Annotated in this window: 15 protein-coding genes; 10 read left to right on the top strand and 5 right to left on the bottom strand. The window is 68.7% G+C overall.

The window, feature by feature from the left end; all coding sequences use genetic code 11:
• Window positions 1–280: 280 nt before the first annotated feature.
• Window positions 281–691, top strand: coding sequence for a hypothetical protein (locus QQY66_RS40470; protein ID WP_301985383.1), 411 nt, complete (start codon window positions 281–283; stop codon window positions 689–691).
• Window positions 692–805: 114 nt separating this feature from the next.
• A complete protein-coding gene (locus QQY66_RS40465) occupies window positions 806–1,363 on the top strand; it encodes a hypothetical protein (RefSeq protein WP_301985382.1) in 558 nt (185 codons plus the stop codon).
• Between the two features lie 28 nt (window positions 1,364–1,391).
• Here QQY66_RS40465 and QQY66_RS40460 read toward each other — a convergent pair whose 3' ends face one another.
• The gene (locus QQY66_RS40460; RefSeq protein ID WP_301985381.1) at window positions 1,392–1,868 is read right to left on the bottom strand and encodes a CBS domain-containing protein; all 477 of its coding nucleotides are present in this window, start codon (window positions 1,866–1,868) and stop codon (window positions 1,392–1,394) included.
• Window positions 1,869–2,068: 200 nt separating this feature from the next.
• Window positions 2,069–4,117 carry an APC family permease gene (locus tag QQY66_RS40455; RefSeq protein ID WP_301985380.1) on the bottom strand — a complete coding sequence of 683 codons (2,049 nt, stop codon included), beginning with the start codon at window positions 4,115–4,117 and terminating at the stop codon, window positions 2,069–2,071.
• A 194-nt stretch (window positions 4,118–4,311) separates the two neighbouring features.
• On the opposite strand from QQY66_RS40455, the gene QQY66_RS40450 reads away from it, so the two are divergent.
• From QQY66_RS40450 to QQY66_RS40420, 7 genes are all read left to right on the top strand, one after another.
• Window positions 4,312–4,494 (top strand): hypothetical protein, encoded by a 183-nt coding sequence (locus QQY66_RS40450; protein WP_301985379.1) that lies wholly within the window; start codon window positions 4,312–4,314, stop codon window positions 4,492–4,494.
• Entirely contained in the window at window positions 4,491–4,580 is a 90-nt protein-coding gene (gene kdpF, locus QQY66_RS40445) for a K(+)-transporting ATPase subunit F (RefSeq protein WP_016434100.1), read from the top strand. The genes QQY66_RS40450 and kdpF overlap by 4 nt, the downstream gene beginning before the upstream one ends.
• A 9-nt stretch (window positions 4,581–4,589) precedes the next feature.
• Window positions 4,590–6,254 carry a potassium-transporting ATPase subunit KdpA gene (gene kdpA / locus QQY66_RS40440; protein ID WP_301985376.1) on the top strand — a complete coding sequence of 555 codons (1,665 nt, stop codon included), beginning with the start codon at window positions 4,590–4,592 and terminating at the stop codon, window positions 6,252–6,254.
• Window positions 6,251–8,389, top strand: a complete 2,139-nt coding sequence (kdpB, locus tag QQY66_RS40435; RefSeq protein WP_301985375.1) for a potassium-transporting ATPase subunit KdpB — start codon at window positions 6,251–6,253, stop codon at window positions 8,387–8,389. Before kdpA ends, kdpB begins: the two co-directional genes overlap by 4 nt.
• A gap of 6 nt (window positions 8,390–8,395) precedes the next feature.
• Window positions 8,396–9,007: a potassium-transporting ATPase subunit KdpC gene (gene kdpC, locus QQY66_RS40430; protein WP_301985374.1), complete on the top strand. Its 612-nt coding sequence runs from the start codon at window positions 8,396–8,398 to the stop codon at window positions 9,005–9,007.
• Window positions 9,008–9,125: 118 nt separating this feature from the next.
• Entirely contained in the window at window positions 9,126–9,809 is a 684-nt protein-coding gene (locus tag QQY66_RS40425) for a response regulator (protein ID WP_301985373.1), read from the top strand.
• Window positions 9,810–9,855: 46 nt separating this feature from the next.
• Window positions 9,856–12,408, top strand: coding sequence for a sensor histidine kinase KdpD (locus QQY66_RS40420; RefSeq protein ID WP_301985372.1), 2,553 nt, complete (start codon window positions 9,856–9,858; stop codon window positions 12,406–12,408).
• Window positions 12,409–12,528: 120 nt separating this feature from the next.
• Here QQY66_RS40420 and QQY66_RS40415 read toward each other — a convergent pair whose 3' ends face one another.
• From QQY66_RS40415 to QQY66_RS40405, 3 genes are all read right to left on the bottom strand, one after another.
• The gene (locus tag QQY66_RS40415; protein ID WP_301985371.1) at window positions 12,529–12,678 is read right to left on the bottom strand and encodes a hypothetical protein; all 150 of its coding nucleotides are present in this window, start codon (window positions 12,676–12,678) and stop codon (window positions 12,529–12,531) included.
• Window positions 12,679–12,959: 281 nt separating this feature from the next.
• Entirely contained in the window at window positions 12,960–14,393 is a 1,434-nt protein-coding gene (locus QQY66_RS40410) for a flotillin family protein (protein WP_301985369.1), read from the bottom strand.
• A 103-nt stretch (window positions 14,394–14,496) separates the two neighbouring features.
• Window positions 14,497–15,012 carry a hypothetical protein gene (locus tag QQY66_RS40405; RefSeq protein ID WP_301985368.1) on the bottom strand — a complete coding sequence of 172 codons (516 nt, stop codon included), beginning with the start codon at window positions 15,010–15,012 and terminating at the stop codon, window positions 14,497–14,499.
• Between the two features lie 225 nt (window positions 15,013–15,237).
• Between QQY66_RS40405 and QQY66_RS40400 the strand changes: the two genes are divergently transcribed.
• Entirely contained in the window at window positions 15,238–15,798 is a 561-nt protein-coding gene (locus QQY66_RS40400; protein ID WP_301985367.1) for a dihydrofolate reductase family protein, read from the top strand.
• Window positions 15,799–15,846: the final 48 nt, after the last annotated feature.

The raw sequence follows: 15,846 nt of genomic DNA, 5'->3' as shown, positions 1-15,846 counted from the left end.
TTGTCCTTCCCCCGATGCCGATATCCACGTGACAGCAACAGCGAAGCGCACACCGCGTGACCGGAACTGATCATGACGCATGAGTAGTGACCAGTCGGCACGCCTGGGTATCGCAGTCCGGCATCAACGAGACGTCAAGACTGCCGCAACACAGCAATGTGGTGAGTAACAGCTCCATTTCACAATGACCTTGACGCACACACGGGTGCGTCCTGGTGCCCGGCCCCGGCAACGGCCGCGGAAACCCGGACACTACGGCGAGACTTGGGGGTGAGGAACCTTGGAGGTCATCGACGCCATCGCACAGTTCCCCACCGTCATCTTCACCTCTGCTCTTGTCGTCGCGCTCGGCTTCTGGTTCCTGGTCCTGCTGGGGCGGGCCGGTGTACGCGACTTCGATGCCGACACCCCGGCGCTGGCCAGGGTGTTCGGAGGAGCACCGGTCGCCGTGGCCGCCTCCGTCGTCACGGTGAGCGGCTGGCTCGTCAGCTTCTGCGGAACGGTCGTGTTGGACCGGATCGGCGTCGCAGGGTTCGGCACCGCCCTGGCACGCATCATGCTGCTGGTGCTGTCCGCGCTCGTGGGCTGGTCGGTGGCACATGCTCTCGCGGGTCCACTCGCCAGGCTGTTCTCCAGCGAACACAGGCCGCGACAACGGGACTTGGCGAACCGCACTCCGTCCGACTGCTGACGACGTTCCTTCACGGCAGCACCTCTCGCGGGCGGCGTCGGCTGACCGGTCAGCCCGAAACCGGGCCTGTCACAGCTGAAGACACGAGCTGATGCCGTCCCTAATGTGACTCGTATGGGACGGCACATCAAGAAGAGCGCCTTGGTGGGCGGTAATACCCGCGCGGATGCCGTTCGGGCGGTCCATGACCGTTACTGGACACGGGAGTTGCGCAGCGCGGTGCTCTGCGGCGTGTTGCTCTTCGGGGCACTGGTACTGCTCGACTGGGGGCTCGTGCGGCTCACCGCCGTGCGCGCCGGATGGTGGGCCGCGCTCGCCGTGCTGCTCCTGATCATCCTGACGCCGCCGCGGGTGAGTGCGACTGACGGCGGACTCGACGCACGCGGGCTCGTGACCCACCGCCGGGTGCGCACCAACCGCCTCGTGACGGTGCGCATGTCCGAAGGCGTCAGCCCGCGCGTGATTCTCACGGACACGTCGGGCGGGCGGCTGATGCTGGATCCACGCGTCCTGATCGCCAACCCGTTGTTGTGGCACCAACTGGATCAAGGTGCCCGCCAATCCCTGAAGCAGGGGACCCTGCGGTGCGGCATGCCGGTGCTGGAGCGGCTGGGGCGGCGGATCGACGGAGATGCGTGCCGCGGAGTCCTCCGGGCCTCCGGCATGGAATAGCCCTGCGCGCCGCAGGGCCCGGAAGCGGCTACTGGGGACTCACCACTCCTGCTGCGCCGAGGAGTTCGTGCAGCAAGTGGGAAGCCGTGATCACACCCAGCAGATGAGTACCGTCCTTCGCCTTCTCCGCCACCGCCACCAACGGGCTGCGCACCTGCGCCATCAGCGCGGCCACCTCCAGCGCGGTGTCGTCCGGCGCGGCGATCGGCGGTAGGGCCGACTTGCTGGACAGGACGTCGCCGACGCGACGGCCCGTCAGTGCCTGGCAGAGCCGGTCGGCGTGCTTCTCGTCGACGACCGCGGCAAGGGTGGGGTCCTCGATCACGTAGGCGGGCACCAGCACCTTGATCATCTGGGAGGCCGGCAGGATCGCCTTCGGCTCACCCCGCTCGTCGAGTACCAGCAGGCCGGGCAGCTTGTGCTCGGCCATCAGCCGGGCCGCGTCCATGGCGTAGCTGTCGACGCTCACTGTTTCGTATTCGACCGCCAGGTCACGAGCGCGCACGGCGGGCTCCTCATCTACTGGAAACGTTCCTGTGCCCAGCGTCGTACGTATTCCGGGTCTCGGCCAGGTCATTGGCGCCAAACATACGCAGCGACCTCGATGGACACGGACCGCGCCGCTCCGATTACCGAGCGCGTTCGCCCCGCCGGGAGCGGCGTGCTCGATACACAGTGCGGTGCGCCGGACGCCGCCGGTACCGGTCACGGGTGCCGCCGGGATCCTGGGTGCCTCTCCGGCCGTGCCGCCGGGGTCGGGGGCTCGCCGCGGCGGACGGAGCCGGGAGCGCGGGCCGCCGGGCGGTCGGCTCGGACCGAGGACGTCAGCTGCCAGGGGACGCTGGTGACCATCACGCCGGGAGTGAAGAGCAGACGGCTCTTGAGCCATAGGGCGGACTGGTTGTGGAGGAGGTTCTCCCACCAGTGGCCGACGACGTACTCGGGGATGAAGACGGCCACGATGTCGCGCGGGCTCTCGCGGTGGATGGAGCGGACGTAGTCGACGACCGGGCGGGTCACCTCCCGATAGGGAGAGTCGAGGATCTTCAAGGGGACCTCGATGCCGTACTCCTCCCAGCGGTCGTGCAGCCGGGCCGCCTCGTCCCGGTCGACCGAGACGGTGAGTGCCTCCAGGTGGTCGGGGCGGAAAGCGCGAGCATACGAGAGTGCGCGCAGGGTCGGCTTGTGGATGGTGGAGACGAGGACGACGGCGAAGACGCGGCTGGGCGGGACGAGTTCACTTGCCGGGTCGGTGACGGCGAGTTCGGCGGCGGTGGCGTCGTAGTGGCGGCGGATGCCGCGCATCGTCACCCACAGCACGATCGCGGCGACGACCGCGAGCCAGGCACCCTGAGTGAACTTGGTGGCCAGCACGATCAGCAGGACCAGGCCGGTGACGACGGCGCCCGTGCCGTTGATGACCCGGGTGATCTTGTGGTGGCGGCGCAGGGCAGGGTCGGTCTCGGCGCGCAGTTCGCGGTTCCAGTGCCGGACCATGCCCGTCTGGGAGAGCGTGAAGGAGGTGAACACGCCCAGGATGTAGAGATGGATGAGGTTGGTGACGTTGGCCTGGAAGCCCCACAGCAGCAGGCCGGCGACGATCGCGAGGGCCAGGATGCCGTTGGAGAAGGCGAGCCGGTCGCCGCGGTTGTGCAGCTGGCGGGGCAGGTAGCGATGTTGGGCCAGGATCGAGGCGAGCAGCGGGAAGCCGTTGTATGCGGTGTTCGCGGCGAGGATGAGGACGAGGGCGGTGGCGGCCTGGATGCAGTAGAAGCCGATGCTGTGCTCGCCGCCGAAGACGGCGGCCGCGACCTGGGCGATGACGGTGCGCTGGGTGTGGCTGTCGCAGCTGCCGTCGAGACCGGTCAGGCGGCAGGAGTCTTCGGTGACGTGGACCTTCGCCATCAGCGCCAGTGTGGTGACCCCGACGAACATGGTGATGGAGATGGCTCCCATGACGGCCATCGTGGTCGCCGCGTTCTTCGGCTTGGGTTTGCGGAAAGCGGGCACCCCGTTGGAGATCGCCTCGACGCCGGTCAGCGCGGTGCAGCCCTGTGAGAAGGCGCGCAGCACGAGCATCACCAGCGCCAGTCCGGTCAGATGCGCTTCGTGCGGTTCGGCCGTGATGCCGTACCTGGCGGACTCGGCGACCGGAGCGTCACCGACCAGGTAGCGGAACAGTCCGGTCGTGATCATGATGAGGACGCCGCCGACGAACAGGTAGGTCGGAGCGGCAAAGGCCCGCCCTGACTCGCGTACGCCCCGCAGGTTCATGGCGGTGAGCAGCGCGACGAAGCCGAGGGCCATGGCCACGCGGTGGTCGGCGACTTCCGGGACGGCCGAGATGATGTTGTCGACGCCGGAGGCGACCGAGACGGCCACCGTCATGACGTAGTCGACGAGCAGCGAGGCGGCGACCACCAGCCCGGCCGAGGGGCCCAGGTTGGTGGAGACGACCTCGTACGAGCCGCCGCCGCTGGGATACGCGCTCACCACCTGCCGGTACGAGAGCACCACCACCGTCAGCAGGACCACGACGGCAGCCGCGATCCACGGCGTGAAGTGCAGGTAGGCCAGACCGCCGAGGCTGAGGACCAGGAGGATCTCCTGGGTCGCGTACGCCACCGAGGACAGGGGGTCGGAGGCGAAGATCGGCAGGGCGAGCCGTTTGGGGAGCAGCGTCTCGTGAAGCTCCTCGCTGCGCTTTGCCCGGCCGATCACCAGGCGCTTGAGCAGACCGGTCACGTTGAGCACGTGCGCGAGGGTAAGCCGCGAGGGGGGCCGCGGGGGAAGGGCAGACCCGCTGCATGGGTTTAAGGGGCCGTTAGGGTTTCGCGTGATGCGTACAAATGGCGCAAATGGAGACGGCATGCGCCTCAGCGGGCATCAGCAGAGCAGTGCGGCGCGGGTCGCCGTATGGGGTGCGTCAAAGGTGGACGTGCCGCCGTATGGGATCCGTTAAGGGCGGCCGTATCCGGCCGGGAAGCGGGTTTTCTGTAGCGGTCCGATCCTCTTACGGATTTCCGAACCTCATTCAGGAGCTTGCGATGGCCAACGTGGCCTTCGTCGTCACCACGATCGCGGTGTTCGCGCTTGTGGCTCTCGTCGCCAAGGGGGTGGCGAAGCTGTGACCGCCGAGAACATTGTCGGCCTGGTCGTGGCCGTCGCCCTGCTGGGCTATCTCGTCCTCGCCCTGATCTTCCCGGAGAGGTTCTGAGCCGCCGTCATGAGCCCCGTCCTTGCTGACGTGCTCCTGGTGACCGCGCTGATCGGCGCGCTCGCCCTGGTGCACCGTCCCCTCGGCGACTACATGGCCGCCGTCTACTCGTCCAAGAAGCACCTGCGCATCGAGAAGTGGATCTACCGCTCGGTCGGCGCCAACCCCGACACGGAGATGCGCTGGCCCGCCTACCTGCGCGGAGTACTGGCCTTCTCCGCAGTGAGCGTGCTGTTCCTGTACGTGCTGCAGCGCGTCCAGGACAAGCTGCCGCTGTCGCTCGGCTTCAAGCCGATCACGCCGGACCAGGCGTTCAACACCGCCGTGTCGTTCGTGTCCAACACCAACTGGCAGTCGTACTCGGGTGAGGCGACGATGAGCCACGTCACCCAGACCGCCGGGCTGGCCGTGCAGAACTTCGTCTCCGCCGCTGTCGGCATCGCCGTCGCGGTGGCCCTGGTGCGCGGCTTCGTCCGCTCCCGCACCGGGGACCTGGGCAACTTCTGGGCGGACCTGGTGCGCGGCGTCGTCCGCATCCTGCTCCCCATCTCCGTGGTCGCGGCCGTGATCCTCATCGCGGCCGGTGCCATCCAGAACTTCGGCGACATTCACACGATCACCACGCTGACCGGCGACAAGCAGGCCATCAGCCCCGGCGCGGTCGCCTCCCAGGAGGCCATCAAGGACCTGGGGACGAACGGCGGCGGCTTCTTCAACGCCAACAGCTCGCACCCGTTCGAGAACCCGGGCGGCTTCACCAACCTGCTGGAGATCTTCCTGCTGCTGGTGATCCCGTTCTCGCTGCCGCGCACCTTCGGCAAGATGGTCGGCAACGTCAAGCAGGGCTACGCCATCGTCGCCGCCATGGGGATCATCTGGTTCCTCGCGGTGGTCGCGGTGACGTGGATCGAGTACGCCCACCCGGGGACCGCCTCGCAGATCGCCGGCGGCTCGATGGAAGGCAAGGAGCAGCGCTTCGGCGAAGGCCCGTCGTCACTGTTCGCGGTGTCGACGACCATGACCTCGACCGGGTCGGTGAACTCCTTCCACGACTCCTACCAGGGCTTGTCCGGCGGTGTGCTGCTGCTGGGCATGATGCTCGGTGAGATCGCGCCCGGCGGCGTCGGTTCCGGCCTCTACGGCATGCTGATCATGGCGATCATCGCGGTGTTCCTCGCCGGTCTGATGGTGGGCCGTACGCCCGAGTACCTGGGCAAGAAGATCGGCACCCGCGAGATCAAGCTGGCCGCCTGCTACATCCTCATCACGCCCGCGCTGGTCCTGATCGGCACCGCGGTGGCGATGGCCCTGCCGGACGGCAAGGACGCCATGACCAACGTCGGGGCGCACGGCTTCTCCGAGGTGCTGTACGCCTACACGTCGGCCTCCAACAACAACGGCTCCGCGTTCGCGGGCTTCGGCGCCAACACGGAGTTCTTCAACACGACGTTGGGCCTGTGCATGGCGCTGGGCCGGTTCCTGCCGATGGTGTTCGTGCTGGCGCTGGCCGGTTCGCTCGCCGAACAGAAGCCCATTCCCGTCACCGCGGGCACCCTACGCACCGAAAAGCCGCTGTTCACCGGCCTGTTGGTCGGCGCCATCATGATCATCACCGGTCTGACGTTCTTCCCGGCCCTGGCGCTGGGCCCGCTCGCCGAGGGGCTGGCGGCATGACCACCCACACCGAGAAGCAAGAGGACCCGATGTCCACGGTTACCCCGACCCGGGCACCGCACCAGGACGTACCGACCGGGCACAAGCCCGCCGAGGGCCGCGTCGGCGCGGGCCTGTTCGACCCCAAGCAGCTCGTCAAGTCGCTGCCGGACGCCTTCCGCAAGCTCGATCCGCGGGTGATGGTCAAGTCCCCCGTGATGTTCGTCGTGCTCATCGGCTCGGTGGTCACCACCGTGCTGGCCGTCAAGACCCCGGGCGACTGGTTCGGCTGGGTCATCGCCGTCTGGCTGTGGCTGACCGTCGTCTTCGCCAACCTGGCCGAGGCGGTCGCCGAGGGCCGCGGCAAGGCGCAGGCGGACACCCTGCGCAAGGCCAAGACCGACACCGTGGCACGCCGGCTCGTCGGGGACACCGAAGAGCAGGTCCCGGGTACGGAGTTGAAGGTCGGCGACCTCGTCGTCTGCGAGGCGGGCGACATCATCCCCGGCGACGGTGACGTCGTCGAGGGCGTCGCCTCCGTCGACGAGTCGGCGATCACCGGCGAGTCCGCGCCCGTCATCCGCGAGTCCGGCGGCGACCGCAGCGCCGTCACCGGCGGTACGAAGGTGCTCTCCGACCGGATCGTCATCAAGATCACGACGAAGCCGGGCGAGACCTTCATCGACCGGATGATCAACCTGGTCGAGGGCGCCGCCCGGCAGAAGACGCCGAACGAGATCGCGCTGAACATCCTGCTCGCCTCGCTCACCATCGTCTTCCTGCTCGCGGTCGTGACGCTGAAGCCGTTCGCCGTCTACGCGGGCGCCGACAAGCAGACCTCGCTGATCGTGCTCACCGCGCTGCTGGTGTGCCTGATCCCGACCACGATCGGCGCACTGCTCTCCGCGATCGGCATCGCGGGCATGGACCGGCTGGTGCAGCGCAACGTACTCGCCATGTCCGGCCGGGCGGTCGAGGCCGCCGGTGACGTCTCCACGCTGCTGCTCGACAAGACCGGCACCATCACCCTCGGCAACCGTCAGGCCGCCGAGTTCGTGCCGGTGCGCGGCACCACCGAGGCCGAGGTCGCCGACGCCGCCCAGCTCTCCTCGCTGGCCGACGAGACGCCCGAGGGCCGCTCCATCGTCGTACTGGCGAAGCAGAAGTACGGGCTTCGCGAACGCCACCAGGGCGAGCTGGCGCACGCCGAGTGGATCGCCTTCACCGCCCAGACCCGCATGTCGGGCGTGGACGTGGACGGCAAGAACATCCGCAAGGGCGCGGCCGGTTCGGTCATCGCCTGGGTGCGGGAGCAGGGCGGGTCGGTCGCCGAGGACGCCGACGAGATCGCGGGCCGCATCTCGGAGGCGGGCGGTACGCCGCTGCTGGTCGCGATCCAGGACGACCAGGGCGCCCGGATCCTGGGCGTCATCCACCTCAAGGACGTCGTCAAGGACGGCATGCGGGAGCGGTTCGAGGAACTGCGCCGCATGGGCATCAAGACCGTCATGATCACGGGAGACAACCCGCTGACCGCCAAGGCGATCGCGGACGAGGCGGGCGTCGACGACTTCCTCGCGGAGGCCACCCCCGAGGACAAGATGGCGCTGATCAAACGGGAGCAGGCGGGCGGCAAGCTGGTCGCGATGACCGGTGACGGTACGAACGACGCGCCCGCGCTCGCGCAGGCGGACGTCGGCGTCGCGATGAACACCGGTACGTCGGCCGCCAAGGAGGCCGGCAACATGGTCGACCTCGACTCCAACCCGACCAAGCTCATCGAGATCGTCGAGATCGGCAAGCAACTCCTCATCACCCGGGGCGCGTTGACCACGTTCTCCATCGCCAACGACGTCGCGAAGTACTTCGCGATCATCCCGGCGATGTTCGCGGTCGCCTACCCGTCGCTCGACAAGCTCAACATCATGAACCTGTCGTCGCCTCAGTCGGCGATCCTGTCCGCGGTCATCTTCAACGCGCTGATCATCATCGCCCTGGTACCGCTCGCCCTGCGCGGCGTGCGGTACCGCCCGATGAGCGCCGACAAGATGCTCCGCCGCAACCTGGGGATCTACGGCCTGGGCGGTCTGATCGCCCCGTTCATCGGCATCAAGCTCATCGACCTGCTCATCTCGCTGTTCCCCGGAATCGGGTGAAGGACCATGAACAACTCCGTGGCAAACACCGGACGCCTGGCATGGGCGGCGCTGCGCATGCTCCTCGTCCTCACCGTCGTGACCGGCGTCATCTACCCCCTCGTGGTCACCGGCATCGGCCAACTCGCCTTCCACGACAAGGCCAACGGCTCGATGGTCGAGGTCGACGGCAAGCAGGTCGGCTCCCAGCTGATCGGCCAGAGCTGGAACATCAAGGGCACCGACAAGCCGGACCCGAAGTGGTTCCAGGGACGGCCGTCCAACAGCGACTACGACCCGCTGGCCACCGGTTCCGGCCAGCTCAGCGCCGGCAACCCCGAGCTCGTGAAGACGGTGAAGGCGGCGAAGAAGCAGGTTGCCGAGTTCAACGGCGTACCTGAGTCCGAAGTGCCCGTCGACGCGGTCACCGGCTCAGCCTCCGCCATCGACCCGGACATCTCCCCGGACTACGCGGACATCCAGGTGAAGCGGGTCGCGGAGGCGAACGGGCTGACCGTCGCCCAGGTCGACAAGCTGGTCAAGGACCACACCGACGGCCGCGCCCTCGGCTTCATGGGCGAGCCGCGCGTCAACGTCATCGAACTCAACATCGCGCTCAAGGAACTGGCCGGCCGCTGATGCCGTTGGCGGCACGGACAGCGGCCGGGAGCCGGCGGACCGGGGCATCCGGCTCCGTCGGCTCCCGCCGCCGACCCGACGGCCCCGACCCCACCGACGACAGGAAGGCCGCACACCGATGACCCGGGTGCTGGTGGTGGAGGACGATCCACAGCTCGTACGAGCCCTCGTGATCAACATGCAGGCCCGCCAGTACGGCGTGGACGCCGCGCCGGACGGCGCCACCGCGCTCCGACTGGCCGCCGCCCGCCAGCCGGACGTGGTGGTGCTGGATCTGGGCCTGCCCGACATGGACGGCGTCGAGGTGATCAAGGCGCTGCGCGGCTGGACCCGGGTGCCCGTACTGGTCCTGTCCGCCCGGACGGCGTCCGACGAGAAGGTCGAAGCCCTCGACGCGGGCGCCGACGACTACATCACCAAGCCGTTCAGCATGAACGAGCTGCTGGCCCGGCTGCGGGCCGCCGTCCGGCGTACCGAGGCGCTGCCGATGGCGCCCGAGACGACCATGGTCACGACGAGCGATTTCACCATCGACCTGCTGGCCAAGAAGGCCACCAAAGGCGGCCACGACATCCGGCTCACCCCTACCGAGTGGCACCTGCTGGAGATCCTGGTCTGCAACCCCGGCCGCCTGGTCACTCAAGGGCAGCTGCTCCAGGAGGTCTGGGGGGCCACCTACAGCGCCAAGACGAACTACCTTCGGGTCTACATGGCCCAGTTGAGACGGAAACTCGAGGCGGACCCCTCCCACCCCCGCTACCTCATCACCGAGCCGGGCATGGGTTACCGCTTCGAGTCATGACGCGCTCTCGATCCTCCTGACCGCACACGACTTCAGAGACGAGAAGATGGCACGCGGCAAGCTCCGGATCTACCTCGGCGCCGCACCGGGCGTCGGCAAGACCTACGCCATGCTGTCCGAGGCCCATCGCCGCATCGAGCGGGGCACCGACTGCGTGGTCGCCTTCGTGGAGCACCACGCCCGGCCGCGCACCGAGGTGATGCTCCAGGGCTTGGAGCAAGTGCCCCGCAAGGAGATCGAGTACCGCGGCACGACGTTCACCGAGATGGACGTGGACGCGGTGCTGCGGCGCGCCCCCGCCGTGGCCCTCGTCGACGAGCTGCCGCACACCAACATCCCCGGCTCGCGCAACGCCAAACGGTGGCAGGACGTCGAGGAGTTGCTCGCGGCCGGGATCGATGTCGTGTCGACCGTCAACATCCAGCACCTGGAGTCGCTCGGCGACGTCGTCGAGTCGATAACCGGCGTACGGCAGAAGGAGACGGTGCCGGACGAGGTGGTGCGGCGGGCGGACCAGATCGAGCTGGTCGACATGTCCCCGCAGGCCCTGCGAAGGCGCATGGCGCACGGCAACATCTACCAGCCGGACAAGGTCGACGCGGCGCTGTCCAACTACTTCCGGCCGGGCAATCTCACCGCGCTGCGCGAGTTGGCGCTGCTGTGGGTGGCCGACCGGGTCGACGAATATTTGCAGCAGTACCGCAGTGAGCACCGGGTGTCGAAGATCTGGGGTTCGCGGGAGCGCATCGTGGTCGGCCTCACCGGAGGGCCGGAGGGGCGGACCCTGATCCGCCGCGCCGCCCGGCTGGCGGAGAAGGGAGCGGGCGGCGAAGTACTGGCCGTGTACATCGCCCGCAGCGACGGGCTCACCTCCGCCTCCCCCAAGGAACTGGCCGTCCAGCGCACCCTGGTGGAGGACCTCGGCGGCACCTTCCACCACGTCGTCGGCGACAACGTCCCGGTGGCGCTGCTGGACTTCGCGCGCGGGGTGAACGCCACCCAGATCGTCCTCGGAGTGTCGCGTCGCAAGGGATGGCAGTACGTCTTCGGACCCGGCGTCGGCGCGACGGTCGCCCGGGACTCGGGGCCCGACCTCGACGTGCACCTGATCACGCACAGCGAGGCGGGCAAGGGACGCGGACTGCCCGTGTCCCGGGGCGCGCGCCTCGGCCGGTCCCGGCTCATCTGGGGCTGGCTGACCGGTATCGGTGGCCCGGCACTCCTCACGCTGCTGCTGACCCACAGCGACGCCGACCTCGGCCTCACCAACAACATGCTGCTGTTCCTGACGCTCACCGTGGGCGCCGCCCTGCTCGGTGGCCTGCTTCCGTCACTGGCCTCGGCAGCGGTCGGCACGCTGCTCCTGAACTGGTTCTTCACTCCCCCAGTGCACCGCATCACCATCGCCGACCCCAAGAACATGCTCGCGCTGGCGATCTTCGTCCTGGTCGCGGCCTCGGTGGCATCGGTGGTGGACCTGGCGGCCCGCCGCACCCACCAGGCCGCCCGGCTGCGCGCCGAGTCGGAGATCCTCTCCTTCCTGGCCGGCAACGTCCTGCGCGGCGAGACCAGCCTGGAAGCCCTCCTGGAACGGGTCCGCGAGACCTTCGCCATGGAGTCGGTCGCCCTTCTGGAGCGCGAGAGCGACGTCGAGCCATGGACCTGCGCCGGTCGCGCCGGGACCGGACAGCCTGTCGACCGGCCCGAGGACGCGGACGTCGACATGCCGGTCGGCGACCACATGGCCCTCGCCCTGTCCGGCCGGGTCCTGCCCGCCGAGGACCGCCGCGTCCTCGCCGCCTTCGCCGTGCAGGCCGCGGTGGTCCTGGACCGTCAGCGGCTGCAGTCCGAGGCGGACCAGGCCAAGGAACTGGCCGAGGGCAACCGCATCCGCACCGCGCTCCTGGCCGCAGTGAGCCATGACCTGCGCACCCCGCTGGCGGGCATCAAGGCAGCGGTGACGTCCCTGCGTTCGGACGACGTCGAGTGGTCCGAACAGGACCAGGCGGAGTTGCTGGAGGGCATCGAAGAGGGCGCCGACCGCCTTGACCACCTCGTGGGCAATCTTCTGGACATGTCCCGCCTGCAGACCGGCACACTCGCCCCGCTCATCCGCGAGATCGACGTGGACGAAGTCGTCCCCATGGCACTGGGCGGCGTCCCGGACCCCGAGTCGACCGTCGTCCTGGACATCCCCGAAACCCTGCCCATGGTCGCCGTCGACAAAGGTCTGCTGGAGCGGTCGGTCGCCAACATCGTGGAGAACGCGGTCAAGTACAGCCCCGACGGCAAGCCGGTCGTCGTATCGGCGAGCGCCCACGCCGACCGGGTCGAGGTCCGTGTCGTGGACCGTGGCCCGGGCGTCCCGGACGAGGCCAAGGACCGCATCTTCGAACCCTTCCAGCGCTACGGCGACGCCCCACGCGGCACCGGCGTCGGCCTCGGCCTGGCAGTCGCCCGCGGCTTCGCCGAGGCCATCGGCGGCACCCTCACCGCCGAGGACACCCCCGGCGGCGGCCTCACCATGGTCCTCACCCTCCCGGCGGCGACCAGCCCTCCGTCGACACGGCCTGGTCTCCCGGCAACGGCCACCTCGTAGACAGAGCCCCCGGTGGGCGGAGAAGAACCGCCGTATACGGCGGAAGTCGACAAGGGCCGCCACGCCGACGATCGCGGCGACCGGGCCGTCTCCAACGCAGCGGACGGCGACCTCACTCAGTCAGTCGATCCCCGCTTCCTCGGCAGGCGGACCGACCAACAGCCCACCGACGACGCCCCCAAGGCCGCCCCCGATCCCGGTCGTCGTGTGCGTCACCGGCAGTGACTTGCGCAGTGGGGTCGCCTTCTCCATGGCGTCCTCGGTGTCCAAGCCACTCCATGCAGCAGAGGAACGCTCAGCCCGCCGACCCAGACGACCAGCAGAGCGACGCCCCGTACGCGCATGCCCCACGGAGTGGTCCGGCGCCGGGCCGACTTGGGCGCCCAGCCGCGCAGCGAGGCGATCGCCAGGGGCAGGGCAAATCCCGACCAGCCGATCAGCCAGAGCCACAGAAACACCGCTCGCACTCCACTTCCGGGAAGCCGCCCAGCGACCACGAGCCCGGGCAGCTCAAGGGCCGCCCGGGCTCGCTCCGCTGATCAGTACTGATGTCAGCCGGTGATTTCGACCTTCCCGTTGGCCTCGGCGGATGCCGTGGTCGCGGGCTGCGAACCACTGCCCCGCTGGGTGATGTTCTTCAGGAGCTCGGCGAGGTCGACTCCGGTGGTGGAGCTGAGGAGTTCGACGCCCTGGGCGACGTTGTCGGCGACGGTGCGCGACAGCTGGCTCGCGCCGTCCGTCGAGATGACCGTCATCTTGTCGATGGCGCTGAGCGGCTCGGACGCCTTGGCGACCACCTGCGGCAGCACCTCGACGAGCATCTGCAGCACGGCCGCGTCGCCGTACTGGGCGAAGGCGTCGGCCTTCTTCTGCATGGCCTCCGCCTCGGCGGCACCCTTGGCACCGATGGCGGCGGCCTCGGCCTCGCCCTCGATGCGGACCGCGTCGGCGAGCGCGGCGCGGTGCGCCTTCTCGCCCTCACCGGTCAGCCGGGACCGCTGGGCATCCGCCTCTGCCTGCTTGACCAGGGCGATACGGCGGGCCTCGGCCTCCTGCTCGGCCTGGTAGCGGGCGGCGTCGGCGGGCTTGCGGACCTTGGTGTCCAGCTCGCGGTCGGTCAACGCGGCCTGCCGCTGGGCCACCTTCTCCTGCTCGCTCAACACATCCTGCTGCCGAGCGGCCTCGGCCAGCGGACCCGCGGCGTTCGCCTGGGCAGCCGCCTGATCCGTCTCAGCCTTGATCTCGGCCTGCTTCAGCGCGAACGTCCGCTGGGCGATCGCGATCTCCTCCTCGGCCTTCAGTCGCGCCTGCTCGGAAGCACGCCGGGCCACCGCCTCCGCGATGTCGGCCTCCTGCTTGGCGCGCGCGGCCTCGGGCCGGCCCAGGTCCTCCAGGTAAGACCCCTCGGTGGTGATGTCCTGGATCTGGAAGGCGTCGAGCACCAGGCCCTGCCCGGACAGGCTCGCTTCGGCCTCCTCCGCGACCTGCCCGGCGAACGCGGCACGGTCCCGGATGATGTCCTCCACCGACATCCGGCCCACGATGGAACGCAGCGCGCCGGAGAGCACCTCCTGGGTGAAGCCGACGATGCCGTCCTGCTGCATCAGGAACCGCTGGGCCGCGGCGCGGATGGAGTCCTCACTGCCGCCCACCTTGACGATGGCCACACCCTCCAAATGGGCCTTCACCCCGCGCAGGGTGACCGCGCCACGCACCGCGACCGGAATGTGCCGGCTGGACAGGTCGAGCGTGAACTTCTGCTGCACGAACGGCACCACGAAGACACCGCCGCCGACCACGACCTTCTGGCCACTGTTGTCGGTGAAGATCCGGCCGGTCTCCGGGTCGGTGGACGTCTTCCCGCGCCGCCCGGTGACGATGAACGCCTCGCTGGGCCCGGCCACCTTGTAGCGGGTGATCACGACAAGGCCTAGCAGGACAAGGAGTACGACGACTCCGATCACAGCGATGACAACTGGGCTCATGACAAATTCCCCTCAGCCCTCCCAGGGGACGGCAGATCGATGGGTTCATGTGAACGAAAGGGCACCGCCGACTCGGTGCCGGATGTGTAGGCGGCGCGGTCGGTCAGCGTTCCACCCGGCGAACGGAGACCGATGTATGCGACAACGTCTCCTCCACCCAGATCTCGGCGCCCCGCGCCACCGGGGCGGAACTCTTCGCCGCGAGCTTCACGGGTTGTCCGGCCAGGTGGACCAGTACCTCGCCGTAGCCGCCCGCTGGGATGGCGGTGACTACAGAGCCCGAAACACCGACCAGGTCGTCGTCGCGCGGGGCGGCGCCGGACCGGTCGTTCATCAGGGCACGGCTGAGGCGGTACGCGAGCCAGCCCGTGCCGACTCCGGCCGGCACGCCGATCACGGTGGCACCGACGGCGCCCAGCCCGGTGGCGCCCATGGCGATCGCACCGGAGAAGCCGAGCATGGAGACGAACCCGGCGATGACCGGAAGCGACAGCCACCCGTCGAACAGGCCGTCCAGCACGTCGACCCCGTCGAAGAGTCCCTCAAGGACGCCGTCGAAGACGAGCGACAGCACGAGCAGTACGACCCCCGCAATGCCCAGACCGAGAAACCAGGCCATCCTCGTTCACCACCCCTCGTCGACGCCTTCGTGCTGGTTGAACGCATGTTCGCACCTGGACAAGTCCAAGCACATTGCCTTGTTCCGGCAATCTTTACTCGGCTTTGATGCCGTGCTCTTCACATCCTGAACGCTCCGAGATGCGGCGATGAGTTTGGGGCGTCCGTCTGGTCTGCCTGTGTAGCGGGTGCTTTCGCGCCGGCACGACGAGCGAAGGAGCGCCAGATGCTCAACATCGAACCGCAACAGGCTGCCGGCAAGGTCCTCTTTCACTTCAGCATGTCGCTGGACGGGTTCGTGGCGGGCCCGAACCACGCCATGGACTGGCTGACAGGGGTCACCGGCCGCGACGGCGTGGAAGAGGAGTACATCGAGACCACCGGCGCGGTTCTGGGCGGGCGGAACGGCTGGGACCGCGCCCCGGGCGCCCGGCCCTACAGCGAGGACTGGAAGGGCCGGATCTTCGTCCTCACCCACCACCCTGAAGACGCCACGCCCGCCGACGGTGTCACGTTCCTGAACTGCGACGTGGCCGAGGCGGTACGCATCGGCCTGGAAGCCGCCGACGGCAAGAATCTCGAAGTCCTCTCCCCGACGATTGGCCGCCAACTACTCGAACGCGGCCTGATCGACGAAGTCAACCTGCACATTGCACCCGTCCTGCTCGGTGACGGCATCCGGCTCTTCGACAATCCCGGCGGCCGGCCGGTCCGGCTGCGACACGCCCATGGCTCACAGCCCTTTGCCGAGGTCGATGTGCGTTACCACCCCGTTGCAGAAGCGTAGGAACCGCAGCGGCCCCGTCCGGGCCTCCGCAAGTCGGGCGCGGCCGCG

Source organism: Streptomyces sp. DG2A-72 (genome assembly GCF_030499575.1).
Lineage (GTDB): Bacteria > Actinomycetota > Actinomycetes > Streptomycetales > Streptomycetaceae > Streptomyces.
The sequence above is the reverse complement of the archived record's forward strand: the minus strand, read 5'-3'. Positions and strand labels throughout refer to the sequence as shown.